This is a genomic window from Exiguobacterium sp. s50 (assembly GCF_018618175.1).
Classification (GTDB): Bacteria; Bacillota; Bacilli; order Exiguobacteriales; family Exiguobacteriaceae; genus Exiguobacterium; species Exiguobacterium chiriqhucha.
In genome coordinates this window covers 26,544-51,468 of the sequence record NZ_JACSLP010000004.1, presented here as the reverse complement: position 1 = coordinate 51,468, position 24,925 = coordinate 26,544, and the positions used below count along the sequence as shown (strand labels likewise).

22 protein-coding genes and 1 other RNA gene are annotated in these 24,925 nt (G+C 53.8%); 16 read left to right on the top strand and 7 right to left on the bottom strand.

Annotated features, from left to right (window positions below):
* The first annotated feature begins 15 nt into the window (after positions 1-15).
* The 6 genes from smpB (at position 16) to KNP68_RS06770 (ending at position 3,827) form a co-directional block, all read left to right on the top strand.
* The gene (gene smpB, locus KNP68_RS06795; RefSeq protein WP_029595066.1) at positions 16-486 is read left to right on the top strand and encodes an SsrA-binding protein SmpB; all 471 of its coding nucleotides are present in this window, start codon (positions 16-18) and stop codon (positions 484-486) included.
* A gap of 49 nt (positions 487-535) precedes the next feature.
* Positions 536-891: a transfer-messenger RNA gene (gene ssrA, locus KNP68_RS06790) on the top strand.
* A 127-nt stretch (positions 892-1,018) separates the two neighbouring features.
* On the top strand, positions 1,019-1,174 hold the full coding sequence (locus KNP68_RS06785) for a hypothetical protein (protein ID WP_029595067.1): 156 nt from the start codon (positions 1,019-1,021) through the stop codon (positions 1,172-1,174).
* A 189-nt stretch (positions 1,175-1,363) separates the two neighbouring features.
* Entirely contained in the window at positions 1,364-1,972 is a 609-nt protein-coding gene (locus tag KNP68_RS06780; protein WP_214756734.1) for a hypothetical protein, read from the top strand.
* A gap of 71 nt (positions 1,973-2,043) precedes the next feature.
* Positions 2,044-3,003, top strand: a complete 960-nt coding sequence (locus KNP68_RS06775; protein ID WP_029595069.1) for an HNH endonuclease signature motif containing protein — start codon at positions 2,044-2,046, stop codon at positions 3,001-3,003.
* A 176-nt stretch (positions 3,004-3,179) separates the two neighbouring features.
* A complete protein-coding gene (locus KNP68_RS06770; protein ID WP_214756733.1) occupies positions 3,180-3,827 on the top strand; it encodes a hypothetical protein in 648 nt (215 codons plus the stop codon).
* A gap of 48 nt (positions 3,828-3,875) precedes the next feature.
* Here the strand turns inward: KNP68_RS06770 and KNP68_RS06765 are convergent, their stop codons facing one another.
* A complete protein-coding gene (locus tag KNP68_RS06765) occupies positions 3,876-4,067 on the bottom strand; it encodes a hypothetical protein (RefSeq protein WP_214712810.1) in 192 nt (63 codons plus the stop codon).
* Between the two features lie 139 nt (positions 4,068-4,206).
* Between KNP68_RS06765 and KNP68_RS06760 the strand changes: the two genes are divergently transcribed.
* A complete protein-coding gene (locus KNP68_RS06760; RefSeq protein WP_214756732.1) occupies positions 4,207-5,619 on the top strand; it encodes an NAD-dependent epimerase/dehydratase family protein in 1,413 nt (470 codons plus the stop codon).
* Positions 5,620-5,751: 132 nt separating this feature from the next.
* Positions 5,752-7,308 (top strand): SulP family inorganic anion transporter, encoded by a 1,557-nt coding sequence (locus KNP68_RS06755; RefSeq protein WP_214799118.1) that lies wholly within the window; start codon positions 5,752-5,754, stop codon positions 7,306-7,308.
* On the opposite strand, the gene KNP68_RS06750 is transcribed toward KNP68_RS06755, so the two are convergent.
* A complete protein-coding gene (locus tag KNP68_RS06750; RefSeq protein ID WP_021065472.1) occupies positions 7,305-7,634 on the bottom strand; it encodes a YolD-like family protein in 330 nt (109 codons plus the stop codon). The genes KNP68_RS06755 and KNP68_RS06750 overlap by 4 nt on opposite strands.
* On the bottom strand, positions 7,631-8,926 hold the full coding sequence (locus tag KNP68_RS06745) for a Y-family DNA polymerase (RefSeq protein WP_214799116.1): 1,296 nt from the start codon (positions 8,924-8,926) through the stop codon (positions 7,631-7,633). Before KNP68_RS06745 ends, KNP68_RS06750 begins: the two co-directional genes overlap by 4 nt.
* Before the next feature lie 238 nt (positions 8,927-9,164).
* On the opposite strand from KNP68_RS06745, the gene secA2 reads away from it, so the two are divergent.
* The 6 genes from secA2 to KNP68_RS06715 all read left to right on the top strand — a co-directional run bounded on the left by secA2 (position 9,165) and on the right by KNP68_RS06715 (position 18,880).
* Positions 9,165-11,534, top strand: a complete 2,370-nt coding sequence (secA2, locus tag KNP68_RS06740) for an accessory Sec system translocase SecA2 (protein ID WP_214799114.1) — start codon at positions 9,165-9,167, stop codon at positions 11,532-11,534.
* Position 11,535: 1 nt separating this feature from the next.
* Positions 11,536-12,357: an SLAP domain-containing protein gene (locus KNP68_RS06735; protein WP_021065475.1), complete on the top strand. Its 822-nt coding sequence runs from the start codon at positions 11,536-11,538 to the stop codon at positions 12,355-12,357.
* Positions 12,358-12,649: 292 nt separating this feature from the next.
* Positions 12,650-15,388 carry a bifunctional 2',3'-cyclic-nucleotide 2'-phosphodiesterase/3'-nucleotidase gene (locus KNP68_RS06730; protein WP_214715924.1) on the top strand — a complete coding sequence of 913 codons (2,739 nt, stop codon included), beginning with the start codon at positions 12,650-12,652 and terminating at the stop codon, positions 15,386-15,388.
* A gap of 207 nt (positions 15,389-15,595) precedes the next feature.
* Positions 15,596-17,038: a carbon starvation CstA family protein gene (locus KNP68_RS06725; protein ID WP_214799112.1), complete on the top strand. Its 1,443-nt coding sequence runs from the start codon at positions 15,596-15,598 to the stop codon at positions 17,036-17,038.
* A gap of 95 nt (positions 17,039-17,133) precedes the next feature.
* Complete coding sequence (gene trhA / locus KNP68_RS06720; RefSeq protein WP_029595081.1) at positions 17,134-17,805, top strand: PAQR family membrane homeostasis protein TrhA; 672 nt, start codon at positions 17,134-17,136, stop codon at positions 17,803-17,805.
* A 157-nt stretch (positions 17,806-17,962) separates the two neighbouring features.
* On the top strand, positions 17,963-18,880 hold the full coding sequence (locus KNP68_RS06715) for a proline dehydrogenase family protein (protein WP_029595082.1): 918 nt from the start codon (positions 17,963-17,965) through the stop codon (positions 18,878-18,880).
* 15 nt (positions 18,881-18,895) lie between these two features.
* Here KNP68_RS06715 and KNP68_RS06710 read toward each other — a convergent pair whose 3' ends face one another.
* From KNP68_RS06710 to KNP68_RS06695, 4 genes are all read right to left on the bottom strand, one after another.
* Positions 18,896-19,117: a YcxB family protein gene (locus KNP68_RS06710; protein ID WP_029595083.1), complete on the bottom strand. Its 222-nt coding sequence runs from the start codon at positions 19,115-19,117 to the stop codon at positions 18,896-18,898.
* A gap of 78 nt (positions 19,118-19,195) precedes the next feature.
* Positions 19,196-19,468 (bottom strand): hypothetical protein, encoded by a 273-nt coding sequence (locus tag KNP68_RS06705; RefSeq protein WP_131472371.1) that lies wholly within the window; start codon positions 19,466-19,468, stop codon positions 19,196-19,198.
* Between the two features lie 57 nt (positions 19,469-19,525).
* Complete coding sequence (locus KNP68_RS06700; protein ID WP_214799110.1) at positions 19,526-20,080, bottom strand: YcxB family protein; 555 nt, start codon at positions 20,078-20,080, stop codon at positions 19,526-19,528.
* Positions 20,081-20,203: 123 nt separating this feature from the next.
* Positions 20,204-21,106, bottom strand: a complete 903-nt coding sequence (locus KNP68_RS06695; protein ID WP_214715906.1) for an SDR family oxidoreductase — start codon at positions 21,104-21,106, stop codon at positions 20,204-20,206.
* A 214-nt stretch (positions 21,107-21,320) separates the two neighbouring features.
* On the opposite strand from KNP68_RS06695, the gene KNP68_RS06690 reads away from it, so the two are divergent.
* Together KNP68_RS06690 and KNP68_RS06685 are read left to right on the top strand one after the other, a co-directional pair.
* Positions 21,321-23,732, top strand: coding sequence for a 3-hydroxyacyl-CoA dehydrogenase/enoyl-CoA hydratase family protein (locus KNP68_RS06690; protein ID WP_214799108.1), 2,412 nt, complete (start codon positions 21,321-21,323; stop codon positions 23,730-23,732).
* A gap of 19 nt (positions 23,733-23,751) precedes the next feature.
* Positions 23,752-24,924, top strand: a complete 1,173-nt coding sequence (locus KNP68_RS06685; protein ID WP_021065484.1) for an acetyl-CoA C-acetyltransferase — start codon at positions 23,752-23,754, stop codon at positions 24,922-24,924.
* Position 24,925: the final 1 nt, after the last annotated feature.

The window sequence follows — 24,925 nt, the reverse complement described above, 5'->3', positions numbered from 1 at the left end:
AAGGACTGAATGTCTATGGCCAAGAAGAAAGATTCGAACGCGCTCGCGCAAAACCGAAAAGCGTCCTTCGATTATGCGATTGAAGATACGATTGAAGCCGGCATGGTGTTGACGGGGACCGAGATTAAATCGGTGCGGCAGTCAAAAATCAATATCGCCGACGCGTATGTCCGCTTTGACGGTGGCGAGGCGACACTTCATAACTGTCATATCAGCCCGTTCGAGCAAGGGAACCGGTTCAACCATGAGCCGCTTCGTGTCCGAAAGCTATTGTTGCATAAGAAGCAAATCAATCAGCTCATCGGCGCGCAAGGCCGTGACGGGTATACGATCATCCCGCTCAAAGTGTATCTGAAGAACGGCTTCGCCAAATGTCTCCTCGGCATCGGGCGCGGGAAGAAGAAGTATGACAAGCGCGACGACTTGAAGAAGAAAGATGCGAAGCGCGATGTCGACCGGGCACTCCGGGACCGGCAAAAATACTGACAGCGAGACCTGATTGTGGTATAGTTGTTGTAGTACCAATTACCACCTCGGGGACGTTATGGATTCGACGGGGGTAGGTCGGTCGTATGTGGCGTGTCGAGGGGTCGGCCTCGTTAAAACGCAAACGCCTATAACTGGCAAAACTAACACACAACTCGCAGCAGCCTAAGTGCCCTGCGGATCCTGACATCCATCGCTTGTGTGGATGATTATCAGGGTCTCAAACTAAGCAAGCTACGCTTCAACCTCGCCGTCTGAGGGCGCGAAGAAGAGATGAACCAGACTGGATGCGACAACGCCTGTTTATCGGCAGTGTCACATTGAGATTCAATAGATAAACTACACACGTAGAAGCATGCGTTACGATGCCTTCGGACGCGGGTTCGACTCCCGCCGTCTCCATTTTTAAGCAGTCTGCAACGACTGCAATCAATGATTTTTAATGAAGACCTTCTAATTTCATTGAGATTAGAAGGTCTTTTGATTTTTATGGAACAACTCAATCACAATGAAATGAAAGCAGGTGAATCAAATGGGAAAATATCAATTAGATACGAAAAGTAAAGTGGCTGCTGCCAAGTATCAAGATGGCAAAAAACCAGCTATTTCGAATAAAAAAGATAAAATCAATCAGATTCGAGAAGCATATTTGCAGAAGCAACAAGAGAAGAAAGAAGCTGGGGAATGATCAGGAAACATTATAGCAAAAGGATTATTGAGTGTTTGCTCAATAATCCTTTCTTTGTGAATGGACAACACCATTATTTGGACTTTTAAACGGAATCAAAGGATTGAATATTGCTTTGTTGAATATATACTATGAGCTGTTTTTGAAAAAACGTCACGAGAATATATAACCATCATAGGAGGAATCCTCATGTCAAAAAAATCTACGGAATTAATTATCAATGGAGTCAAGAAGTATGGTCCAACAGTCGGAAAACTAGTTCTTGAACATAAAAAAGAAATTGTTGGAGCAATTGGTGCACTAGGTGTAACGGAACGACTCAAAAAGCGTACGGATAAAAAATCGAGTCCTAAAGAACCGAAAGACAAAATCATGCATCCTAGAAAGAAACGATATCAGTATTTGTTAACTGATGTTATCCCTGCGTTGGACACTCGAAACCGAGCTGAGCTGTTCCAATATAAGTTGGAAGTTGAACAATATATTCAACAAATTAAGCATAAGCAAGAACAAGACAGCATCATCAAAAAACATATTCATGAGAGTCGTGTAAAAGAGTGGTCTGCAATTCTCTTTCAAATTGTGAGCCAGATGACTGTAAAAGATTATATGGAGTATCTAAAGCTCTTTAACAATCCTGATTATCAAAGTGAGTACTTTAAAGACTTTGAAGGAGATGTTGAGAAATTTAAAAAGCTAAATACTGTCGAACAGTATGATACGTTAGTCCATTATATCCATGAAAAAACAAATATCGATATAGAACAAATCAAAAAAGAGTTTTCGGCTCCTGTTTGATTCACCTTGATCCGTTCTTGTTCCTCATTCGTTATAATCGATGATGTAACGAATGAGTGGGGGTGAGGTCATTGGGGTGGGATTTAAGTGTTGCTGAGGCAAAAAACGTCTACTTAACAGAAACTGACTTATGGCGCTATACACAACAATTTTTAATGAATGCGACACATACGACGACGTACAAGCATATGCTTATGAAGGCGTTGCTCGAATGCACGACCGAACTAAGTGATTCCGGTGTAGTGACGTTCCAGCAAATTTCAAGACACGTGACGAAGATGTATTGGAATTTGATTGTGAAACACGGATTGCGACAAGTGAATCAACTTGAGAAATTGAGCTCGGTCGAAAAAACGATGCTCACGTTTCAAGCGACACATGAAATTCCGTCCACTTGGAACTTTGATCGTCTGCCGGTTCAGCAGCAACAACAATTGATTCGAAACGTGAATCAGTTCTATAAGAAGTACGTGTACGGATCGTTCTATACCTCGTTCGAGGGAACCGTCTATTCATTCAATCGGAAAGAAGAGTGGGTCAAACTTGTGCCGAGCTACGTCATCTTTTTTGAGAAATATAAACGGGTCTTGATGAATGTTACGAATTATCAACTCGCCGTCTTTCTGGAAAAATACAATACACGCGAAGCGATGGAGCGAATCTTGAACAAAATCGAATTCGTCTCGGCTCGTCAATCGCTCGACGAGTTCAAACAAATTTTGCTGAGCCATGGTCATTCCGTCTGTTTTTATTGTATGAAGCCGCTCAAACAGATCCATGTCGACCATTTTATCCCGTGGTCTTACATACAGAATGATGTTCTATGGAATTTTGTCCTCGCTTGTCCGACTTGTAATACGAGCAAGAACAATCGGATGGCGAAGATTGATTATCTTTACGCTCTTCTGGAACGAAATCATGAGTTGCGCGTGGCAGAACAGATGGAGACATACAAAGAAACGAAATTGATTCACCTGTATGACTATGCGGTGCAGAATGGGTTTGAAGCCAATTGGGCACCGAGGGCATAGGTTTGTGGGATAGGTGATGTTCAAAAATTCGGGACCTTAGAAAACTAGAAACTCATTACCCTTAAAACTATACCTTTGAATAAAATAAACCCTTCCATAAATTGTCTGATACACTGATAGAAAGAAGCTGAGATACTTTTTTGGTGGTACATAGACGGTTTAGAGGAGGTATTGGTGTGGAGCGCTTTTGGAAATGGGCATTAATTGCGATTGGGGTGCTTGTCGTCGGGATGGGAGGCCTCGTTTTTGTGTTCAATCAGTCGATGAAGTCCGACCCCAATGAAGAAGCAAAAGCAATCCAACTCGCTGAGCCGTATGTAGCGGAGCGTTTCGACAATGCCGAATTGACGACAGAGGTCACGTTCGACAACATGGGAAATTTCCCGTTCGAATATGCGGCAACCGCAGTTGATTCCGTGACAGGGACCGAGTTTTTCGTTTATGCGGACGAGACGACAGGGGAAGTCGTCGACACGTTCCTGGCATCGAAATGGGAAGATGACGTGACGGATGTCATCGAGGATTCGGTCATGACGGCGTTTGGCCGCGATGTCACGTACGATGTTTTTTACGACGAAGTAGCCGTACGAGAACTCGACGCTTCGGCGGCGAACCCGCTCGCCTATAAAACAGCCGACGTCGTACCGACAATCCTGGTGACGATTCATCGGGAGCCAGCGTTAGGAGACGAGGTACTCGTCCGGACTTGGATGGCGGCGCTAAAAGAGAGCGACATGTTACGCCGTGCGGAAGTTCATGTCGACTATATCGCTAAAAACGGAGAAATTCTCAATGACGGGACCCCGTTAATTCTATCGTTCTAATGAAAAAACACTTTCTGCGAGCAGGAAGTGTTTTTGTTCAGTTTATCGTCACCACAAGTTAAACAAATCCGCTACAATCGCATCACTTCCGTCTTGGAACATGAACAAACCGAGTGCGATTAACAGACCGCCGATGACGAGGCTTCCGAAGCGTATCAGCCCGCTTGTGTTCTTTTTGAATAGGCCGCGAATCACGAGCCCTCCACCGATCAATAGCATCAAGAAATACCAAAACCCCATAGTCATTCCTCCTCCGCTTGTAGTTGGCTTTAGTTTACATATATTTTCCAGTACATACTGTAGGGCGCGGGACTGATTTAATCTCAGCCTAAGACGGGTACAGTACCTTTATGTGTAAATAAAGGGGAGAGTGACCACTATGCGGAAAACCATCGTCATCGCGGGCGCGAGCGGTTATATCGGCTCGAACGTGATGGACCATTTAAAAGAAGAATACGACATCATCGCCTTATCCCGCTCGACGAAGAACAAAGAAGACGAGGACCACATCACGTGGCGGTCGTGCGATTTGTTCTCGTATGAACAGACACGCGAGGCGTGCGAGGGAGCGGACTACGCCATGTTCCTCGTCCACTCGATGATTCCGGACGGCGGATTGACGCAGGCGACGTTCGAAGACATGGACGCGCTCATCGCCGATAACTTCGCCCGGGCGACGAAAGCGAATGACATCGAACAAATCGTCTACTTGAGCGGCATCATTCCGAAAGAATCGAAGACGTTGTCACGTCACTTGAAGAGCCGGCTCGAAGTCGAACGGATTCTTGGCGGCCAAGGCGTGCCGGTGACGACGATTCGGGCCGGGCTCATCATCGGTCCAGAAGGCTCGTCGTTCCCGATTCTCGCGAAGCTCGTCAAACGGTTACCGGTCATGATTCTCCCGAACTGGACGAAGACGGAGACGCACCCGATCGATTTGCGTGAAGCCGTCCAGGCGCTCATCTCAGTCGTCGGCGCCGAGGCGCTGTACGACCATCATATCGATATCGGTGGACCGGAAGTGATGACGTATCGCAAGATGATTGAAGACACGGCTGACGTCATGGGCAAACGCCGCGTCATGATCGACTTCCCATTCCCGACGATCAAATTGTCCCGCCTTTGGGTCATGGCCGTGACGGGTGAACCGAAAGATACTGTCTATCCGCTCGTCGAGAGCATGGGCCACGCCATGGTCGCGAAAGACACGACCGGCGTCAAACAAGGAGAGATCCCGTTCAAGGAAGCGGTGGAGCACGCACTCGAGGAAGAAGAGAAACAGAAATCTGGCGGCGGCAAGAAGAAAAAAGCACCGCAACAGTACACCGTCCGCTCGATTCAACGGTTCGGCCTGCCCGAGAACAAGTCGGCGCTTTGGATGGCCGACACGTATTTTGAGTGGCTCGGCCGGCTCGCGTATCCGCTCATCCAGACGACAAAAGAAGACGATGACTGGGAGATTTCGTTGCTTCGTCCATCACTCGTCGCGCTCCACCTGTCGCTCGAAGACGAGGCGACGGACGACATGGCGTCCTATTCAATCGACGGCGGCTTGTTCGCGAAGTTGAGTGAGGATGACAAGACCGGCCGGCTCGAGTTCAGACGGCTCCCGGAGTCAGAAGAAGGGCTCGTCGCCATCCACGAGTTCGTGCCGGCGCTGCCGTGGTGGTTCTATACGAAGACGCAGGCGAAAGCCCACCTCGTCGTCATGTGGCTGTTCGGCCGTCACGTCCGTCTGCTTGGGGAAGATGCGGACGAGGGTGACCAAGTCGTCGAAGCACCGACGAATTAACGAAGACGCATCCATCGCGATGCGTCTTTGTTTTGTCGATTATGTTAACGTTTTGCCGGAGTCGTTTACAAAGGGCAGGGACAGGCGTACACTGAACTCGTTTTCGACATAATGGAAAGAAGGAATGCAAGAATGGACAACTTCATGACATCACGCCAAGGATGGCAAAAAGACATCTCGGCCGGGATCACCGTCGGGGTCGTCGCCGTGCCGCTCGCGATGGCGTTTGCGATCGCCTCAGGTGTCGGACCGGTGTACGGCCTGTACACGGCCATCATCGCTGGGATCCTCGTCAGCCTGTTCGGGGGCTCGACGTTCCAAATCGCCGGACCGACCGGCGCCTTCATCCCGATCGTCTCGGGCGTCATGCTCGCGCATGGCTATGAAGGATTGCTCGTGACGACGTTCCTCGCCGGGATCCTGTTGTTCCTTATGAGCGTGCTCCGCGTCGGACGACTGATCCGCTTCATGCCGCGGGCCGTCACCATCGGCTTCACGGCCGGGATTGCCGTCGTCATCTTCGTCGACCAGCTCGATGAACTGTTCGGCATCTCGTTTCAGAAGGCGCCGCACTTCCACGAGAATTTACTGAAGCTCGTGACGTCGTTACATGAAGCGAGTTTATGGCCTGTCTTCATTGCCGCCATCGGTTTCTTGACGCTCTGGCTCGTACCGAAACTGCCCGTGAAATTGCCGCTGTTATTGATGGCGATGCTCGTGCCGACGTTCGTCAGTCTCGTCGTCCCAGGAGAAGTCGCGACAATCGGCAGTGCCTATGGCGGTATCCCGAGCGGACTGCCTGACTTCAACTGGCTCGCCATCGACCTCGATTTGATTGCGACGCTACTTCCGTCGGCGTTCGCCATCGCCTTCCTCGGGGCGCTCGAGTCGCTATTGTCGGGTGCGGTCGCGGACGGCATGGCCGGCACGAAGATGAACCCGGACAAGGAACTGTTCGGGCAAGGGCTCGCCAACGTCGTCGTCCCGTTCTTCGGCGGGATCCCGGCGACCGGCGCCATCGCCCGGACGGCGACGAACATTCAAGCCGGGGCCGTCAGTCGCCGTTCCGGCGTCATCCACGGGTTGACGGTGCTCCTCGCCGTGCTCGTGTTGGCACCGCTCGCGAGCTACGTCCCGCTGGCCGCACTCGCCCCGATTCTAATGCGCGTCGCTTGGAACATGTCGGAGCGGCACCACGTCTTCGAGATGCTCAAGCATCGGTCGGCCGAGTCGCTCGTTTTGCTCGTCACGCTCGGGTTGACCGTGTTCGTCGACCTCGTCGTCGCCGTCGAGGTCGGGGTCATCTGTGCGCTCGCCTTGTTCGCGAAACGGATGGCCGATACGATTGACGTCCGCGAACAGACGGAACGGTACGTGACGCGCGACGGACAGGTCGTCTTCAGCGTCGAGGGGCCGCTCTTCTTCGGCGCGATCGAGATGTTCGAGCACGTGTTGCATCATATCCATGACGAGCCCGACGTCTTCATCTTCAACTTCCACCGCTGTCCCGTCATCGATGTGACGGCCGTCGAAGAGATTCGCCGCGTCGTCCGCGAGTTAAAGGCGGCCGACCGCCGTGTCGTCTTCGCGCACTTGTCGGCACCGGTGCGCCAGACGCTCACGCATTATGGCGTCCTTGACCACGTCGACACGTTCGAGACGACGCAGGCAGCGATTGACGCGTCTTAACGGACGGACAGAATCTGACCGAACGGGATGCGAAGCACCTCGGTGTCGAACAGCTCGACTTCACGCTCGGCGTAATAGATGGCGTGGACGTAACCGCGCACCGTATGGGTCATGCCGTTATCGAACAGCGTTAGCTCGACGGCGTCCCCTTCACGGATGGCGCGTTCGAGCTCGGTCTGCCATAAATAGAGCAACTGCTCATCCAAATCGGGTAGCTCGATCTTTTGGACGTGGGCGTAATATTTCTTCAGGAGCGCCACGTGCTCGGGCATGAGGAAAGGGATCCATTTCAATTCACCGCGGTCTTTGTATCGGGTCTGGCTCATGACGATTCACCTCCTTGTTTATGTCCGCCGATTAACCGCTGGCGGGTACGGAGCGGACTGTCTTTCAGTAAACTCGATGCCGGGCGGATCGTGCCGCGCCCGAAGCGGACGTTCAAGCTGTCGACAAGATCGAGGAAGTCGAACCGGCGCGCCCGGGCCCACTCGTCTTCGAAGAACGACAGCTGAACGTGGTCGCTCCGGGGCTCGAGTTTGCCGAGGGCGACCGAGACGTAACGGACCGCCTCCGTCTCGTCCCACGCGTCGAGGAAAAGCGTCAACAACACCGGCAAGAACTCGCGCTCGTCCGCTGTGAAGCGGGCGAGCTTTTTTTGTTTGCTGAAGCCGCGTCGCTCGCTCGTCCGGGTGTAGCGGACACCGAGATGGACGCTGCCGCCGACGAGTCCGGCCTGTCGCGTCCGCATCCCGACCTCGACGGCGATGGCTTGTAAGACGAGCCGAATGGCCGCGTAGGTCGTATAGTCTTTCATGAGCGTGATGCCGTGGCCGATCGTCCGGGGCCGCTGCCGTTTCGCCCCGAACAGGGAGCTCGGAGGGAGGATCGTCGGCGATTCGTCGATGCCCCAGGCGTGATGCCACAGCTCGGCGCCGATGACGCCGAACTTCTCATGGAGCGTCTCGAGCGGATAGCGGGCGAGGTCGCCGATCGTGTCGATGCCGAGCCGCCGGAGATGGACTTCCATCTTCGCACCGACGCCCCACATCTTGCCGATCGGGGCCGGGTGAATTAATCGTTCGACGTCGTGGAGGAAACAGCTGGCGACACCCGTCTTCTTCCCATGCAAGTCGAGGACGAGCTTGGCGAGGACGTTGTTCGGGCCGATGCCGATCGTGACCGGGATGCCGGTATAGCGGAAGACGGTCGAGCGGATGAGGCGGGCGACGTGCGCATCGTTCCCGAACAGCCGCTCCGTCCCCGTCAAGTCGACGAGCGTCTCGTCGACCGAGTAGACGCGGATTGCCTCGGGGGGTGCGAACTGATGCAAGATGTGGACGATTTGCACGGACACGTTCAAATAGTGGCTCATCCGGGCCTCGGCGTAGATGACGTGCCGCCGCTCATGCCACGGCAACCGGTCGATGTGGAAGCGCCGGGAACCGGTCTTGATGCCGAGCTGCTTCATCGGCGGTGTCGCGGCGAGGACGAGGGCACCGTGGTCTTGGAGGTTTGATAAGACGACGAGCTTCGTCTTGTACGGGTTCAACTTGCGGGCGGCGCACTCGCAGCTGGCGTAGAACGAGACGCTGTCGATACAAAAAATCCGTCGTCGCATAGCCACCTCTCCTTTTTTACGAACAAACGTTCTGTTTTTGTCATCGTATCACGGTCTCACGCCGTCTCAAATAGAAAAATGAAAACAAATTTTGAAAAGAGTAAAAAAAAGGGTGTAATGAGTGGTGGAATTCCAACTTTCTGGGATTTACCAAAATAAAAAAACGAGTCGGAAACAAAATCCGGTATAATGAGAGGGTAGCTAGACAAATATGGTTTCGGACGATGGAGGCTATCCTGTGATTGATTTTGTGAAGCAATTGACCAATGATCAGGCACGACGATTGAAAACCTATAAGAAACAAGTCGAACGCATCAACGCGTATGAGGAGACGATGCGCGCTTTAGACGATGAGGCGCTTCGCCAGTACGCGCTCGAACTGAAACAGCGGCTCACGGACGGTGCGGATGTCCGCGCCATCACGGAGGAAGGGTTCGCCCTCGTTCGTGAGGCATCCGTCCGGACGATTGGGCTCCGTCACTATGACGTCCAGCTTATCGGCGGTCTCGCCCTGCTCGAAGGAAATATCGCCGAGATGCCGACCGGGGAAGGGAAGACGCTCGTCGCGGCATTGCCGGCGTTCGTCAAAGCACTCGAAGGAAAAGGCGTCCACGTCATCACGGTGAACGACTATTTGGCGCAACGTGACGCCGAGCAAATTGGCAAGATTCACACGTTCCTCGGACTCACGGTCGGGTTGAACGTGCCGGAGATGGAGCTCGCTGACAAACAAGCGGCGTATACGGCCGATATTACATACGGGGTCGGGACCGAGTTCGGCTTCGACTATCTTCGGGACCACTTGGTCGGCTCGCCGGAAGAACGGGTCCAGCGTCCGTTCCATTTCGCGTTGCTCGATGAAGTCGACAGCGTCTTGATCGACGAGGCGAAGACGCCGCTCATCATCGCCCAGAAGGACGAGTCACACGTCCGTTTGAAACGTCTCGCCCAAACCGTGTTCGGTCAATTGACGGAAGACGACTATACGGTCGACCTCGAGGCGCGCGCCGTCATGTTCTCGGATAAGGGCATCGAGAAGATTGAAGCGTTGTTCTCGGTCGACAACTTGTTTTCCGCCGAGCACCACGTCCTCTATCACTACATGATGCAGGCGCTCCGGGCGAACGTATTGTTCGAGCGGGACGTCGACTATATCGTCCAAGAAGGCAAAATCGAGTTAATCGATTTGTTCACGGGGCGGGTCATGGAAGGACGCAGCCTGTCGGAAGGCCTCCATCAGGCGCTCGAGGCGAAAGAACAGCTCGACATCACCGAAGAGAACAAGACGACGGCTGAAATCACGATTCAACACTACTTCCGGATGTATCCGCTCCTCGGTGGCATGACCGGGACAGCCCAGACGTCACGCGAAGAGTTCATGAAGACGTATCAAATGGACGTCGTCCAAGTGCCGACGAACCGGCCACGTCTGCGTGAAGACTTGCCGGACCGCGTCTTTGATACAATCGCCCACAAGTATGCGGCGGTCGGACAAGAAGTGGCGGCCATCCACGCGACGGGACAACCGATTTTGATCGGGACGACCTCGATCGCCCAGTCGGAGGCCGTCAGCGAACAGCTCGAGCGACAGGGCATCAAGCATGAGCTGTTGAACGCGAAGACGGTCGCCCAAGAAGCCGAGATTATCGCCGAGGCGGGACGGCTCGGACACGTGACGATTGCGACGAACATGGCCGGACGCGGGACCGATATCGTCTTAGACGAGACGGCGCGCGAACGCGGCGGCTTGTATGTCATCGGGACGGAACGACACGAGTCGCTCCGCGTCGACAATCAGCTCCGTGGACGGTCGGGACGCCAAGGCGACCCAGGCATGTCACGTTTCTTCGTCTCGCTCGAGGACGACCTCGTCAAACGATATGCCGCCGAGCGGTTGAAACGTGTCGAGCACAAACTGAAGCCGGACGAGCACGGGGAGATTCGCCATAAGGAAGCAGGCGTGATCATCGAATACGCCCAGACGACGATTGAAGGCGTCGGCGTATCGGTCCGTGACTACATGTTCAAACTCGACGACGTCTTGAACGAACAGCGCCGCATCATCTACTCGATTCGCGATGAGGCGGTCGACGCCAATGCGACGGCCATCTTGAACAACGTGCTCGCCATGATGCGCCTCGCGCTCAACGAGACGCTCGACCGTCATATCGACGCCGAACTCGTCCCGGAAGAGTGGGCGACTGACGCGCTTATCGAGGACTATATGTATTTGACGCAACAGGCGCCGACATGGGACGACACGGTCGGAGACAAAGACGAGTTGAAACGAGCACTCGCACCATGGATCGACGGCATCGTCGCGATGGCGCAAGAGCGTATCGAGGGTTATCCGGAAGTCATCGCCTTCGCGCGGCAACAACTGCTCAGCCACCTTGATATCCGCTGGACGAACCATTTGACGACGATGAACGCCTTGAAAGAGGGCATCGGACTCCGCAGCTACGGCCAGGAAGACCCGAGTCGTCAGTTCGGCAAGGAAGGGCTCGAGATTTTCCAAGAGACGTATCTCGATATCGCCCGCGACGTGACGATTCAACTGTGCCAGCTTGATCTATACTTTGCGCAACGGGAAGAGGAGGGGCTGTGACATGTTCGGACTGTTGAAACGAAAGAAAGTCGAGACGATCATCCGCCAAGACGACGAGCGGGCGCTCCGCCTCGTGTTCGATGAAGGGATGGATATCTCGAAAGAAGATGAGTACGTGTTCCGTTATCATGCGACGACGCTGCCGCCGCTCGCGGACAACCAGTTGTCGATTGAACTGCTCAGTGCGACGAAGAACCCGGGAGGCCTGTCCGTGGTCGCCTTATTCCGCAACACGGTCGCGACCGAGTTCTCGCTCGACGAGATCCCGGTGCTCTTGTTGAACGAACGCCGCGAACCGCTCGGCCAGAAGATGCTCAGCCGGATGGACTTGCCGTCGTTTGAGGCGATGACGAGTAAGCCCGTCTATCTCGACTTTTTCGAAGAGGAACTGTTCACCGATGTCGACGAACTCGACACCGAGTCGATTCAGCTCGCCTTCCAAATGAACCCGACGGCACCGCTCCAAGATGTGACCGACGCCGAACGGGACGCGTTCCCAGACGTGGCGTGGCACCGCCTGAAGCGGATGAACGTCCTCAGCCGTCCGGTCGCCGAAGGCCAGTTCGATTTGTTGCTCGTCCATCTCGACGTGACCGACACGGAAATCGGCGCCTCACTCCTCGTCCGGAACGGCTATTCCGAGCAGGCGCTCCAAATCCCGCGCCTCCCACTCGAGTTGATGCAGCGAGACGAGGTCGTCGGCCGGGCCGATGCCGTGCTCGCCGAGCCAATCTTGCCGAAACACGACTATCCGCTCCACGTCCGCTTCCCGCGGCCGGAAGGCGACAACGACGGACCGATCTCGATTCGCATCCGTTCGTGACGATATGACCATCCCCGATACGCGTCGGGGATGGTTTTTTAGGTCTAACGAACTGCTTGTGCGAAGTCTAGCCTCTGTACAAGTTCGACCAAAAAAATCTCGTGAAGCGAAGTCGTCTGTTCGGTTCCATCATACGGATTCGGACCTTTTCCATGTTCTCGGAAAGTCGTCTGAGACTAGACCTTTCTTTACCAAATTTTAAAGGAAATAGGGCGTTAGATTCATTAAATTGAGAGTCCGGCTATGGTATATTTAGTCCGCAATGCACACCACATGAATGGGGAGAAAAATCATGTCTAAATTTACGAAGATGGCCATTGCTACGTCGCTCATCGTCCCAACACTTATCCCGCTCCAACACGCGGCAGCGGAAGACGAGGACGTCGTCAAACTGCGCTTCTTGGAGACGACCGACCTACATACGAACATTACGAACTACGATTACTTCCAGGACAAAATCGATAACACGATCGGGTTGACGAAAGTCGCGACGTTGATTCAGCAACATCGCACGGACGCCGGAAAGCCGAACACGTTCCTATTCGATAACGGGGATACGCTTCAAGGGACGCCGTTCGGGGATTACGTCCGCGAGCAACACCAAAAAGCACCAGGCGCGTTCGAGCATCCGATGTATCAAGCGATGTCGGCGCTCGAGTTCGACGCCGTCACACTCGGGAACCACGAGTTCAACTTTGGGCTCCAGTTCTTGTATGACGCGATGCAAGGGTCGAAAGGCAAGCTTCGCTTCGTCAACTCGAACGTGAAGGACTTGTCAGGCGAGCCGATCGTCTCGAAATACAATGAAGACGGACAAGAAGTCCAAATCATTGAACGCCAAGTCGTCGACGGGGACGGCGAGACACATACAATCAAAGTCGGTGTCTTCGGTGTCGTGCCGCCAAAAATCATGTCGTGGGATTCAGGGAACCTCCAAGGCAAGGTGACGGCAGATGATATGGTACCGGCAGCAAAAGCGGCCGTCGCCAAATTGAAAGAGCAAGGTGCGGACGTCGTCGTCGCGCTCGCGCACTCAGGGATCGGGGAAAGTGCGGCACTTGCGGATGAGCAATTAGACGGGGAAGAGAACGTCGGCTACACGCTCACGAAAATCGAAGGGCTCGACATGGTCATGACCGGTCACCAGCACGGCCGTTTCCCGGACGCGAACGGCATGTTCAAAGATTTCCCGCATGTGAACATGGACAAAGGCACAATCAACGGCAAGCCGGTCGTCATGGCGAACAACCAAGGGAAAGATCTCGGGGTCATCGACCTCGACCTCGAGCTCGTCGACGGCAAGTGGAGCGTGCTCGACGCGAACGCGAAACTCGACACGGTCAAGGCGGACACACCGGTAGACCCGACGATCGCCTCGCTCATCGATGCGGACCATAAGGCGACAATCGAATACATCAACCGCCCAGTCGGTGAGATTCAAGACGATATCCAAAGCTACTTCGCGCTCGTCCGTGACGACGCATCGGTCCAGTTCGTGACGAACGCGCAGAAATGGTACGTCGAGAGAGAACTCGCGACGAACCCAGAACTCGCGGCATATAAAGAGCTTCCAATCCTCTCGGCGGGGGCTCCGTTCAAAGCCGGTAACCGTCAGTTGACGGACGCGAGCTATTACACGAACATCCCGAAAGGCTCGATCGCGTTAAAGAACGTGGCCGACCTGTACGTCTTCCCGAACACGCTCGAAGTCGTCAAAGTGACGGGTGCGGACGTGATGGACTGGCTCGAGATGTCAGCCGGGGCGTACAAACAAGTCTCGGATACGAACGATGAGTTGCTTAACTTGGAGTTCCGCAGCTACAACTTCGATATCCTCGACGGCCTCACGTATGAGATTGATGTGACTGGTCCTGCCAAGTTCGATATCGGTGGAACACTGAAAAACAAAGATGCGAACCGCGTCAAGAACGTGAAGTATAACGGCAAGCCGATCACACTCGACCAAGAGTTCCTCGTCGCGACGAACAACTATCGCGCTGGCTCGACATCGTTCCCGGGTCTCGGTGGCGGGAAGAACATCGTTTACCGTTCAGCGTATGAGACACGGAACGTGATTTCGGACTATATCGTCTCAGGCAAGCTCGAATACAAAGCGGACGACAACTGGAAAATCGTTGCCGACGCGAAGCGGACAGCCAAGTTCGAGACGGCCGATGCCGGCAAACAGTACGTCGACCTGTATGAAGGCATCGAAGCGACCGAGACGACACGTCCGGATGCGGCGAATCGCTTGTTCCGCACATACACGATCGAACTCGATCAAGCGGCAGTCGAACTCGCCCTCACGGTGAACACGATCAAACCTGGCGCAAAAGCGGTGACAGGGACGACGACACCGAACGCGAACGTCACGTTGAAAGATGGCGACAAAGTGCTCGCGACAGCGAAAGCGGATCAAGACGGTGCGTATACGCTCGTGACGAAACCGCTCAAGCTCCGTCAATCGCTCACCATCGTCTCTGAACTCGATGGCGCTTCGGTCACGGAAACGAAAGTCGTCGGTGCTGGCTTCGTCGGCACACCGGCGCTTGCGTCGAAGTTGACGTACGCCAACACGAACGTCATTACCGGAAAAGCGACACCGGAGACGAAGTTGACGCTCAAGCGTGACGGCAAAACGATCGCGTATGCGACGGCTGACAAGAACGGATTGTTCGAATTCACGAAACGGGCCGGCTTCATCTATGGCGACTATGAAGTCGTCGCCAAAGATGTGACGGGAACGGTCGTCAAAGCGAAGGCGTTTACGCTCAAGAAAGCGGCCATCGCGACACCGAAGAACACGAAAGGTGTCAAAGCCGGCACGAAAGCAATCATCGGGAAAACGACACCGGGAGCCGTCGTCGTCTTGAAAGACGCGAAAGGCAAACAAGTCGCCAAAGTGAAAGCGAGCTGGGCCGGAACGTATACATTCACATTCAAAAAAGGTCTCGCCAAAGGAAGCTACGCGGTCATCGCGAGCGACTATACGGGCGCAGGGGCGAAGCAAGCGAAGTTCGCCTTGAAATAAGCGATTCAACCGAGACGGCGTCCTGCGGGGCGCCGTTTTTTCATGTTCGAAAAAGTGTCAAAAAAATGAACGAAACCCCTTACAAAAAAGTGGTAACTGCTGTATAATCAGTCACGTAAGCGTTTACATTATACGTGTAAAACAACGGGATTCATTTTTCGGGGCCGACGGGGATCGGCTACATATGCACAAAAGGGGACAGCACACATGATTACATTCTTTATTGCCTTGGCGATTTTATTCGTCGGGTACAAAGTGTACGGCAGCTATGTCGAGAAGACGTTCGGCATCAAAGAAGAACGCACGACGCCTGCCTATGCGTCACAGGACGGCATCGACTACGTGCCGATGGGGAAAAAACGGAACTCGATGATTCAGTTGTTGAACATCGCCGGCGTCGGACCGATTTTCGGACCGATCATGGGGGCGCTATACGGACCGGTCGCTTTCCTCTGGATCGTCTTCGGGTCGATTTTCGCGGGAGCGGTACACGACTATTTGACGGGCATGATCTCGCTTCGTAACAACGGAGCGCACTTGCCGCAACTCGCTGAGAAGTTCCTCGGCCGCTCGCTCCGCCACGTCGTCAACGGGTTCGCACTCTTGCTTTTACTCTTGGTCGGGACAGTATTCGTCACGTCACCGAGTAATATGATCAACAACTTGTTCGACGGCAATGCGACGACGCTCACGATCGTCATCTTCGCCGTGTTCGCCTACTACATCTTGGCGACGCTCCTTCCGGTCGATAAAATCATCGGACGCATCTATCCGTTCTTCGGGGCGCTCCTCATGATCAGCGCCGTCGGGATTGCTGTCAGCCTGTTCGCACAAGGCTACCATATTCCAGAGATGACACTCACGAACATGCACCCGGATGGCTTGCCGATTTGGCCGCTCCTCTTCTTCACCATCTCATGTGGGGCGTTGTCTGGTTTCCACGCCACGCAGTCACCGATCATCTCGCGGACGACGATGAAAGAAAGCAATGGCCGTGAAATCTTCTACGGCATGATGATCGTCGAAGCGGTCATCGCCATGATTTGGGCCGCGGCAGCCATGGCCATCTTTGAGCCAGGCGAATTGCTCGGGTTGATTCAAACGGGTACACCGGCACTCGTCGTTCAAGAAGTGGCGACACTCATGCTCGGCAGCATCGGCGGCACACTCGCCATCCTCGGTGTCATCGTCTTGCCAATCACGTCAGGTGACACGGCATTCCGTAGCGCGCGGATGATTATCGCCGACTACATGAGCATCGCGCAGAAGAAATTCTCGTCACGCCTTTGGATCGCACTTCCACTCTTCGTGATCTCATACGCGCTCACGAACATGGACTTCCAGATGCTCTGGCAATACTTCAACTGGGCCAACCAGACGACGGCGGTCATCGCCTTGTTCGTCGGGGCGATGTACTTGTACATCAAAGGGCGCAACCACTATATCGCGCTCATCCCAGGGACGTTCATGTTGTATGCCGTCTGGTTCTACATTTTGACGGCACCGATCGGCTTCAAGATGGATGGGGTCATCCCGTACGTCATCGCCACCATCGGGACGATCACGTTGCTCGTCTTGTTCCACATGCGCGCGAAAGCGATGCGAGCACAAAATATGGAATGTGACGTTCCGGTGAAGGAAGTCGCATAATTCACAGACATGGGTCGCTTCGGCCCATGTTTTTATTTGCGTTGAAATCGGGAAATGACCATACTAGAGGAATAGATTTGAAAGGTGGGACCTGAATGGATCAAGAGAAGCTAAAAGACATGCTCCATGCCGATACGCTTGGAGAAGAGATTGCGAGCGCCATCACCCACGGGCTTGGCGTCATCTTCAGCATCGTCGCATTCGTTCTGCTTGTCATGACGGCAACCGAGACGGGAAGCACAGGTAATGTCATCGCGGTGAGCGTGTTCGGGGCATCGATGATTTTACTGTATCTGTTCTCGACACTCATGCATGCGATTCCGCACCCACGGGCGAAGCGCGTGCTCCAAGTGTTCGACCATGCCGGGATTTACTTACTCATTGCGGGGAGTTATACGCCGTTCGCGCTCGTGTCGCTCAAAGGGACGCTCGGCTGGACGTTGTTCGGGATCGTTTGGGGCGTCGCCGTGCTAGGTATTGTCTGGAAGTTGTTCTCGACGGGGAAATACATGTGGGTGTCGAACGTGACCTATCTCGGCCTCGGCTGGATTTGTCTCATCGCCATCCGCCCGCTGTACGAGTCGCTCGGTCATAACGGCTTCATGTTGCTCCTCGCCGGAGGGATCGCCTATTCGGTCGGGATCATCTTCTACGTATGGCAGAAGTTGCCGTTCAACCATGCGATTTGGCACTTGTTCGTCCTAGCCGGAAGCGTGTTCGTTTTCCTTAGTATCTTGCTCTATGTGGCACCGAATACGGGCCTGTGAAACGGACGTCCTGCGGGGCGTCTGTTTTTTCTGAATAGAGGGAAATGAAATCCTGAAAACGATTACAAAATTACAGACGAATTGACGTTTGTATGTCATAATAATTTCAGACATCGTCATAGAGATAGATGGGTGTAAACGTAAGGGGGAAAATCAGATGGAAAAAGTGTTGCGCGATGGATTTATCTACATGTCTCAAAACAAAACACTCAACAGTTTGGCTAAAAAATACGGGCTTCGGTTCGGGGCTTCGCGCTTTGTGGCGGGGGAAGATTTTAAGACGTCGGTACCGACGATTCGCGAGTTGAATGCGAAAGGCTTATCGGTCACGGTCGACCATCTAGGAGAGTTCATCACGACGGTCGCGGAAGCGAACGAGAACCGCGATGAAATCATCCGGGCGATTGAAATTATGGCAGAAGAGCAGCTCGACGCCTACATGTCACTCAAGTTGACGTCACTCGGCTTCGACATCTCGGACGAGTTGATTGAAGACAACATGCGTCAAATCTTGACGACAGCGCAAGCGGTCGGTGTGTTCGTCGCCATCGACATGGAAGACGAGACACGCTGCGAGAAGACGCTCGACTTGTTCAAAAAGTTGAAAGCCGACTTTGAGGGACTCGGGACGGTCATCCAGTCATACTTGTACCGTTCGGAAGATGACATCAATCATCTCGCACCGCTCAAGCCGAACCTTCGCATCGTCAAAGGGGCATACAAAGAGCCGGCGACGGTCGCATTCCCCGAGAAGGAAGACGTCGACCACAACTACTTGAAGCTCGTCAAACTCCATCTTGCGAACGGGAACTACGCCTCTATCGCGACACATGACGACCATATGATCGATGCGGTCATCGAGCATGTGAAACTGAACAATATCCCACTCGACCAGTTCGAGTTCCAAATGCTATATGGCATCCGGGTCGAGCGTCAACTCGAGCTCGTCCGCCAAGGCTACAAAGTTCGTGTCTACGTGCCATACGGCCGTGACTGGTACGGCTACTTCATGCGCCGCCTCGCGGAACGTCCGGCGAACGTCGCGTTCGTCTTAAAAGGAATGGTCAAGAAATGAAACAAGCACACGAGTTCAATGTGAACTCGTGTGCTTTTCTGTGTTCATATGTTTGTCGAGGATCCGCTCGATTTCACTCTGTTCGACTTCTGTGACCCCATCTTTTACTTTCGGGATAATCAACGCCTCATCCTCTTCGTAATAAAGGAAGCGATGCGTCTCGTTCTCGTTCACTTTGAGAATGGATGCCCATGGGACTTGAGTTGTTCGATGGATGTTGCCACGAATGGCCTGCATTTCGATGTGCGTATCAGAAAGTTGAAGCGTGACGTCTTTTGGCCAAGTGTCCTGTTTGTTGAGGACACGACGGGTTTGCTAGAGGGCGAGCGGGGCATGCAAATCTTTTAGCAACGGTCTGAGTAATAGCGCGAACAGCAGCCCGATTCCGACCGTAATCAATAAAAAGGCAATCGTCGACTCGGGGCGCGGTACGAGGAAGAATGCGGCTGCATAACCGAGAGCGAAAAGCGGGATGTTCATATATCTCAACCATGCGCTGCGAATTCGTTTATATTGATCGGAATGGTGAATCATGTCGTTTTGGAAAGCTAAAAAATCGTCAAGCGTCAGTTTATACGTGGTGACCATTGCATCCACTCCTTTGTGATTCGTCATAATTACGTACTGATTGAATACCTTTGTCGCTTAGAGTGTGATGCCTAAGTGTTTTTGTAGCAGATCATTCATTCGAATTCGCTCCGTCTCGTCGAGCATCCGGTTTTGCTTCGGGACGATAATCGCTTCCGCTGCTTCAATAAATATATAGTGATGGGTCTCGTCCTCGTTCACTCGTTCAATCGCTTCCCACGCGACTTGAACCCGTTTGTTGACGGCATTGTGGAGCGAATTGACTTCAATCCCGTCCTCATGGATCGACAACGTGACATCACGTGGCCATTTCGAGTCCTGTCGAAGTATGGATCGCAACTGTCTCAACCTCATCGTGGAATACACTTTCTTGAAGAGCGGGAATAAGAGTAGCGCCGGCACCACAGCGGCACTGACGGCGAGTGCGATGATGACAGGGGCGGAAAGCGTTTGCGGTAAAAAGACAATCGCGAGGGCAAATCCGTAAAAGGCGGTCAGTAACATGAGTACAAGCGTGACAAGTATAGATTTTCGTTTATCGGGAACCGAGTTTTCGATGAAGTTCTTTTGTAACGTGAAAAAATCATCTTGTGTCAATCGATAATGAATCATCCATCATTGGCTCCTTTCTGTCGTCTAAATGACAAGCTAACGCCTGAAAATTACGCTAACATAGGATGGATGAATTTTCCATACAAAAAGGCCCAGTGACTGAACACTGGGCCTGCGACAATATTATCCGTTGATGACCGTCCCACCGTTGACATGCATGACTTGCCCGCTGACGTACGTCGAGTCGTCGCTCGCGAGATAGACGTAAGCCGGGGCGAGTTCTGCCGGTTGGCCCGGACGTTTCATCTCGGCCGAGTCACCGAACGAGGCGACTTTTTCTGCCGGGAACGTCGCTGGGATGAGCGGCGTCCAAATCGGACCTGGTGCGACGCCGTTGACGCGAATTTTCTTCTCGGCCAAGTTCTTGGCGAGCGAACGCGTGAATGCCGTGATTGCACCTTTCGTCGACGCATAGTCGATCAATTGGTCGTTACCTTCGTACGCTGTGATCGACGTCGTATTGATGATGCTCGCGCCTTCGTTCAAGTATGGAAGGGCGGCTTTCGTCAAATAGAACATGCTGAAGATGTTCGTCCGGAACGTACGCTCGAGTTGGTCGTCCGAGATGTCGAGGAGCGACTCTTGTGGATGTTGCTCGGCGGCATTGTTGACGAGGATGTCCAAATGTCCGAACGTCTCAAGCGTCTGTTTGACGACGTCTTGGCAGAAGGCCGAGTCGCCGATGTCCCCTTGTAGCAACAGACAGGCTTGGCCGAGTTCCTCGATGCGCTCTTTCGTCGCCTCGGCGTCCTCGAGTTCGTTTTGATCTTTATAGACGATGACCGTGTTCGCGCCTTCGTGGGCGAAGAAGATGGCGACCGATTTCCCGATTCCCGAGTCGCCGCCTGTGATGATGGCCACTTTATCTTTTAGTTTATCGCTTCCTTTATAGCCTTCACGCTCATAGATCGGGAACGGCTCCATCTTCGAGTCGATCCCCGGTTGATGGGCCTGCTCTTGGCCGTCCTTCTTGAACGATTCAAAATCATGTCGGTTCCCCACTGTGTTTAAACGATTATCACTCATGTATACATTCCCCTTTCTAAAATTGACTCTTTGTGTCTATACCACAGTGACCGATAAATAAATCGTCCTCAGTGAAATTGGAACGAATTTGAAAAATGAACGCTTGCGAATGAATTGTCATTCATTTATGATAGAAGAGTAAACACGATGGTGATTGCGATTTTTTTTACGCTTGAAATGAATCACTATTCATTCTCATTGAGGGGGGAACAATATGACGAGTCACATCGAACAATCAGCCGACCTCCGTTTGACGAGCAATATCCGTTTTGCGGTCGTCATCGGTTCAGGAGTAATGGGGGCGGGGATTGCGGCTCACTTGGCGAACGCGGGGATTCGTTCGCTCATGCTCGACATCGTACCACGTGAATTGACGGCGAAAGAAGAGGCGAAAGGGCTCACGCTCGAGTCACCAGAAGTGCGGAACCGCATCGCGTCTGAAAACCGTCAGAAGCTATTGAAGCAGAACCCGGCACCGCTCGCGACAGCAGAGCACTTGAACTTCATCGACGTAGGCAACTTAGAAGATGATCTCGAGCGCTTGAAGGAAGCGGACTGGGTCATCGAGGTCGTCGTCGAACGGCTCGACGTGAAACAACAGCTGTTCGAAAAAATCGCACCTTACATCCGTGAAGACGCGATTCTCAGCTCGAACACGTCTGGTATCTCGATCGAGGCGATGGCGAGCGTATTGCCGGAAGGCTTGAAGACACGTTTCCTCGGAACACACTTCTTCAACCCGCCACGTTATTTGAAACTGCTCGAACTCATCCCGACGGAGCAGACGGCACGCCCGGTCATCGACTTCATGGCCCGCTTCGCGGAAGACCGTCTCGGGAAAGGCGTCGTCGAGGCAAAAGACACACCGAACTTCATCGGTAACCGCATCGGTACGTACGGACTCCTCGTCACGTTCGAAGAGATGCTCAAGCAGAACGCCTCGATTGGCGAGATGGACTCGATCACCGGACCGCTCATCGGCCGGCCAAAATCGGCGACATTCCGTACGCTCGACGTCGTCGGCATCGATACGTTCGTCCACGTCGCTGGTAACGTCTATGAGACGCTCGACGCAGGCGAAGAGAAGGACACGTTCGACGTCCCAACTGAAATGAAGACGCTCGTCGAGAAGGGCTGGATCGGTCAAAAGGCCGGACAAGGCTTCTATAAGAAAGACGGCAGAGTCATCCAAGAACTCAACCTTCACACATTCGAGTACGAGCAATTGAAAGCGATTACAGGCCCAGAGCTCGATCAAATCAAATCGCTCTCGGGCTCGAAAGCGAAGTTGAAAGGTGCCATCTTGAACAAAGGACGCATCGGACAACTGCTCTGGCCGGTCACGGCGAAGACACTCGTCTACTCGGCTCGTCTCACAGGCGAAATCAGTGATTCAATCGTCGCTATCGATGACGCGATGAAGTGGGGCTTCGGCTGGAAGTTCGGACCGTTCGAGACGTGGGACGCACTCGGTGTCGAGAAATCGGTCGCCCGCATGAAAGCGGAAGGTTATGACGTCCCGGCGTGGATCGACGAGATGCTCGCTGCCGGACACACATCTTTCTATAAGGGAGACCAGTATTACGACCAAGCGTCACAGACGTACGTTGAGAAGACCGTCAACCCGAAAGAAGTGAAACTCGCGCCGCTCGCCAAGTCGAACGGCATCGTGCTCGAGAACGGTGGGGCCCGCCTCATCGATATCGGAGACGACGTCGTCGCTCTCGAGTTCACGTCACCGAACAATGCGATCGGTGTCGATATCATGCAGATGATTGAACAGTCAATCGACCTCGTCGAGACAGACTTCAAAGGACTCGTCCTCGCCAACGACGGCAAGAACTTCTGTGTCGGCGCCAACCTCGCGATGATGCTCATGGAAGCGGAAGACGAGAACTGGTACGAGCTCGACTGGATCATCAACAAGTTCCAACAAGTCGTCCAGAAGATTCGCTATGCGGGTCGCCCGGTCGTCGTCGCGCCTTACGGCATGACGCTCGGCGGTGGGACAGAAATCAGCTTGCCGGCCGCACGCATGCAGGCGGCGCTCGAGACATATATGGGTCTCGTCGAAGTCGGTGTCGGCCTCATCCCAGGTGGGGGCGGAAACGTCAACACGTACCGTCGACTCCTCGAGCAGACGCCGAAGTCGATGCAAAACATCGAGAAAGCGGCGCAACAGACGTTCGAAAACATTGCCATGGCGAAAGTATCGAAATCGGCCTATGACGCGAAAGCGCTCGGCTATCACCGTCCGATCGACGGCATCTCGATGAACCGCGACCACTTGACGTTCGATGCGAAACAGACGGTACTCGGTCTCGCTGACGGCTATACGGCACCGGTTCGTGAGAAGTTGCCGGTCGTCGGTCGAACGGGGAAAGCGACGCTCGAACTCGCGGCGTACGAGATGTTCTACGGTGGCTATATCTCTGAACACGATTTGAAGATTGCGAAAAAACTTGCCCACGTCATCAGCGGCGGCGATTTGGCATACGGTACGATGGTCGACGAGCAGTACTTCCTCGACATCGAGCGCGAGGCGTTCCTAAGCCTCATCGGGGAACCAAAATCGCAGCAACGGATGCAACATATGCTCGTCAAAGGCAAGCCACTTCGGAACTGACAAAAGGGGGACTTAACAGATGAGAGAAGCAGTCATCGTGGCCGGCGCACGAACGCCGGTCGGAAAAGCAAAACGCGGTTCGTTCCGAAATGTTCGCTCGGACGAACTCGCGGGTCATGCGATTAAAGCGACGCTCGAGCGGTCTGGCTACACGGGACCAATCGACGACGTCATCATGGGATGCGCCATGCCGGAAGCGGAACAAGGGATGAACATCGCCCGCTACGCGGCCGTCCGGGGCGGCTTGTCGCACGAAGTACCAGCCATCACGATCAACCGTTATTGCTCGTCAGGTCTGCAAGCCATCGCCGACGCGGCAGCGAAAATCATGATCGGCCAAGCGACGGCGGTCATCGCCGGCGGTATGGAATCGATGAGTCTCGTCCCAATGGGCGGACACGTCATCCGTCCGAACCCGACAATCATGGAGACGGCTCCGGAATACTATATGAGCATGGGCCACACGGCAGAACGTGTCGCGGCCGAATATAACATCTCGCGCGAAGACCAAGATCTGTTCGCGATCGACAGCCACCAAAAAGCGGCGGCGGCGATTGCGGGCGGCAAGTTCGAAGAAGAGATCGTCCCGGTCACGGTCGTCGAGCAAGTGCTCGGCGAAGACGGGAAAGTCGCGGAACGTGAATTCGTCGTCAAACATGACGAAGGCGTCCGTGCTGACTCGACGCTCGAGGCGCTCGGTAAACTGCGCCCGGCGTTTAAAATCAAGGGCTCAGTGACGGCGGGGAACGCGTCACAAGTGTCAGACGGCGCAGCGGCCGTGCTCGTCATGGAGCGCGAAGAAGCCGAACGTCAAGGCTTGAAACCGATGGCGAAATTCCTCTCGTTCGCGGTCGGCGGTGTCCGTCCTGAAGTGATGGGAATCGGCCCGGTCGTCGCCATTCCGAAAGCGCTCGAGATGGCCGGCGTGAAGCTCGAAGAAGTCGGATTGTTCGAATTGAACGAGGCATTTGCGAGCCAATCGCTCGGTGTCATCCGTGAACTCGGGATCGACCCGTCGAAAGTGAACGTCAACGGCGGCGCGATCGCCCTTGGGCATCCGCTCGGTTGCACGGGCGCGAAACTCGCGGTCTCGATCTTGCATGAGATGAAACGACGCAATGAAAAGTATGGGGTTGTGACGATGTGCATCGGTGGCGGTATGGGTGCTGCTGGCGTCTTCGAATTACTATAAG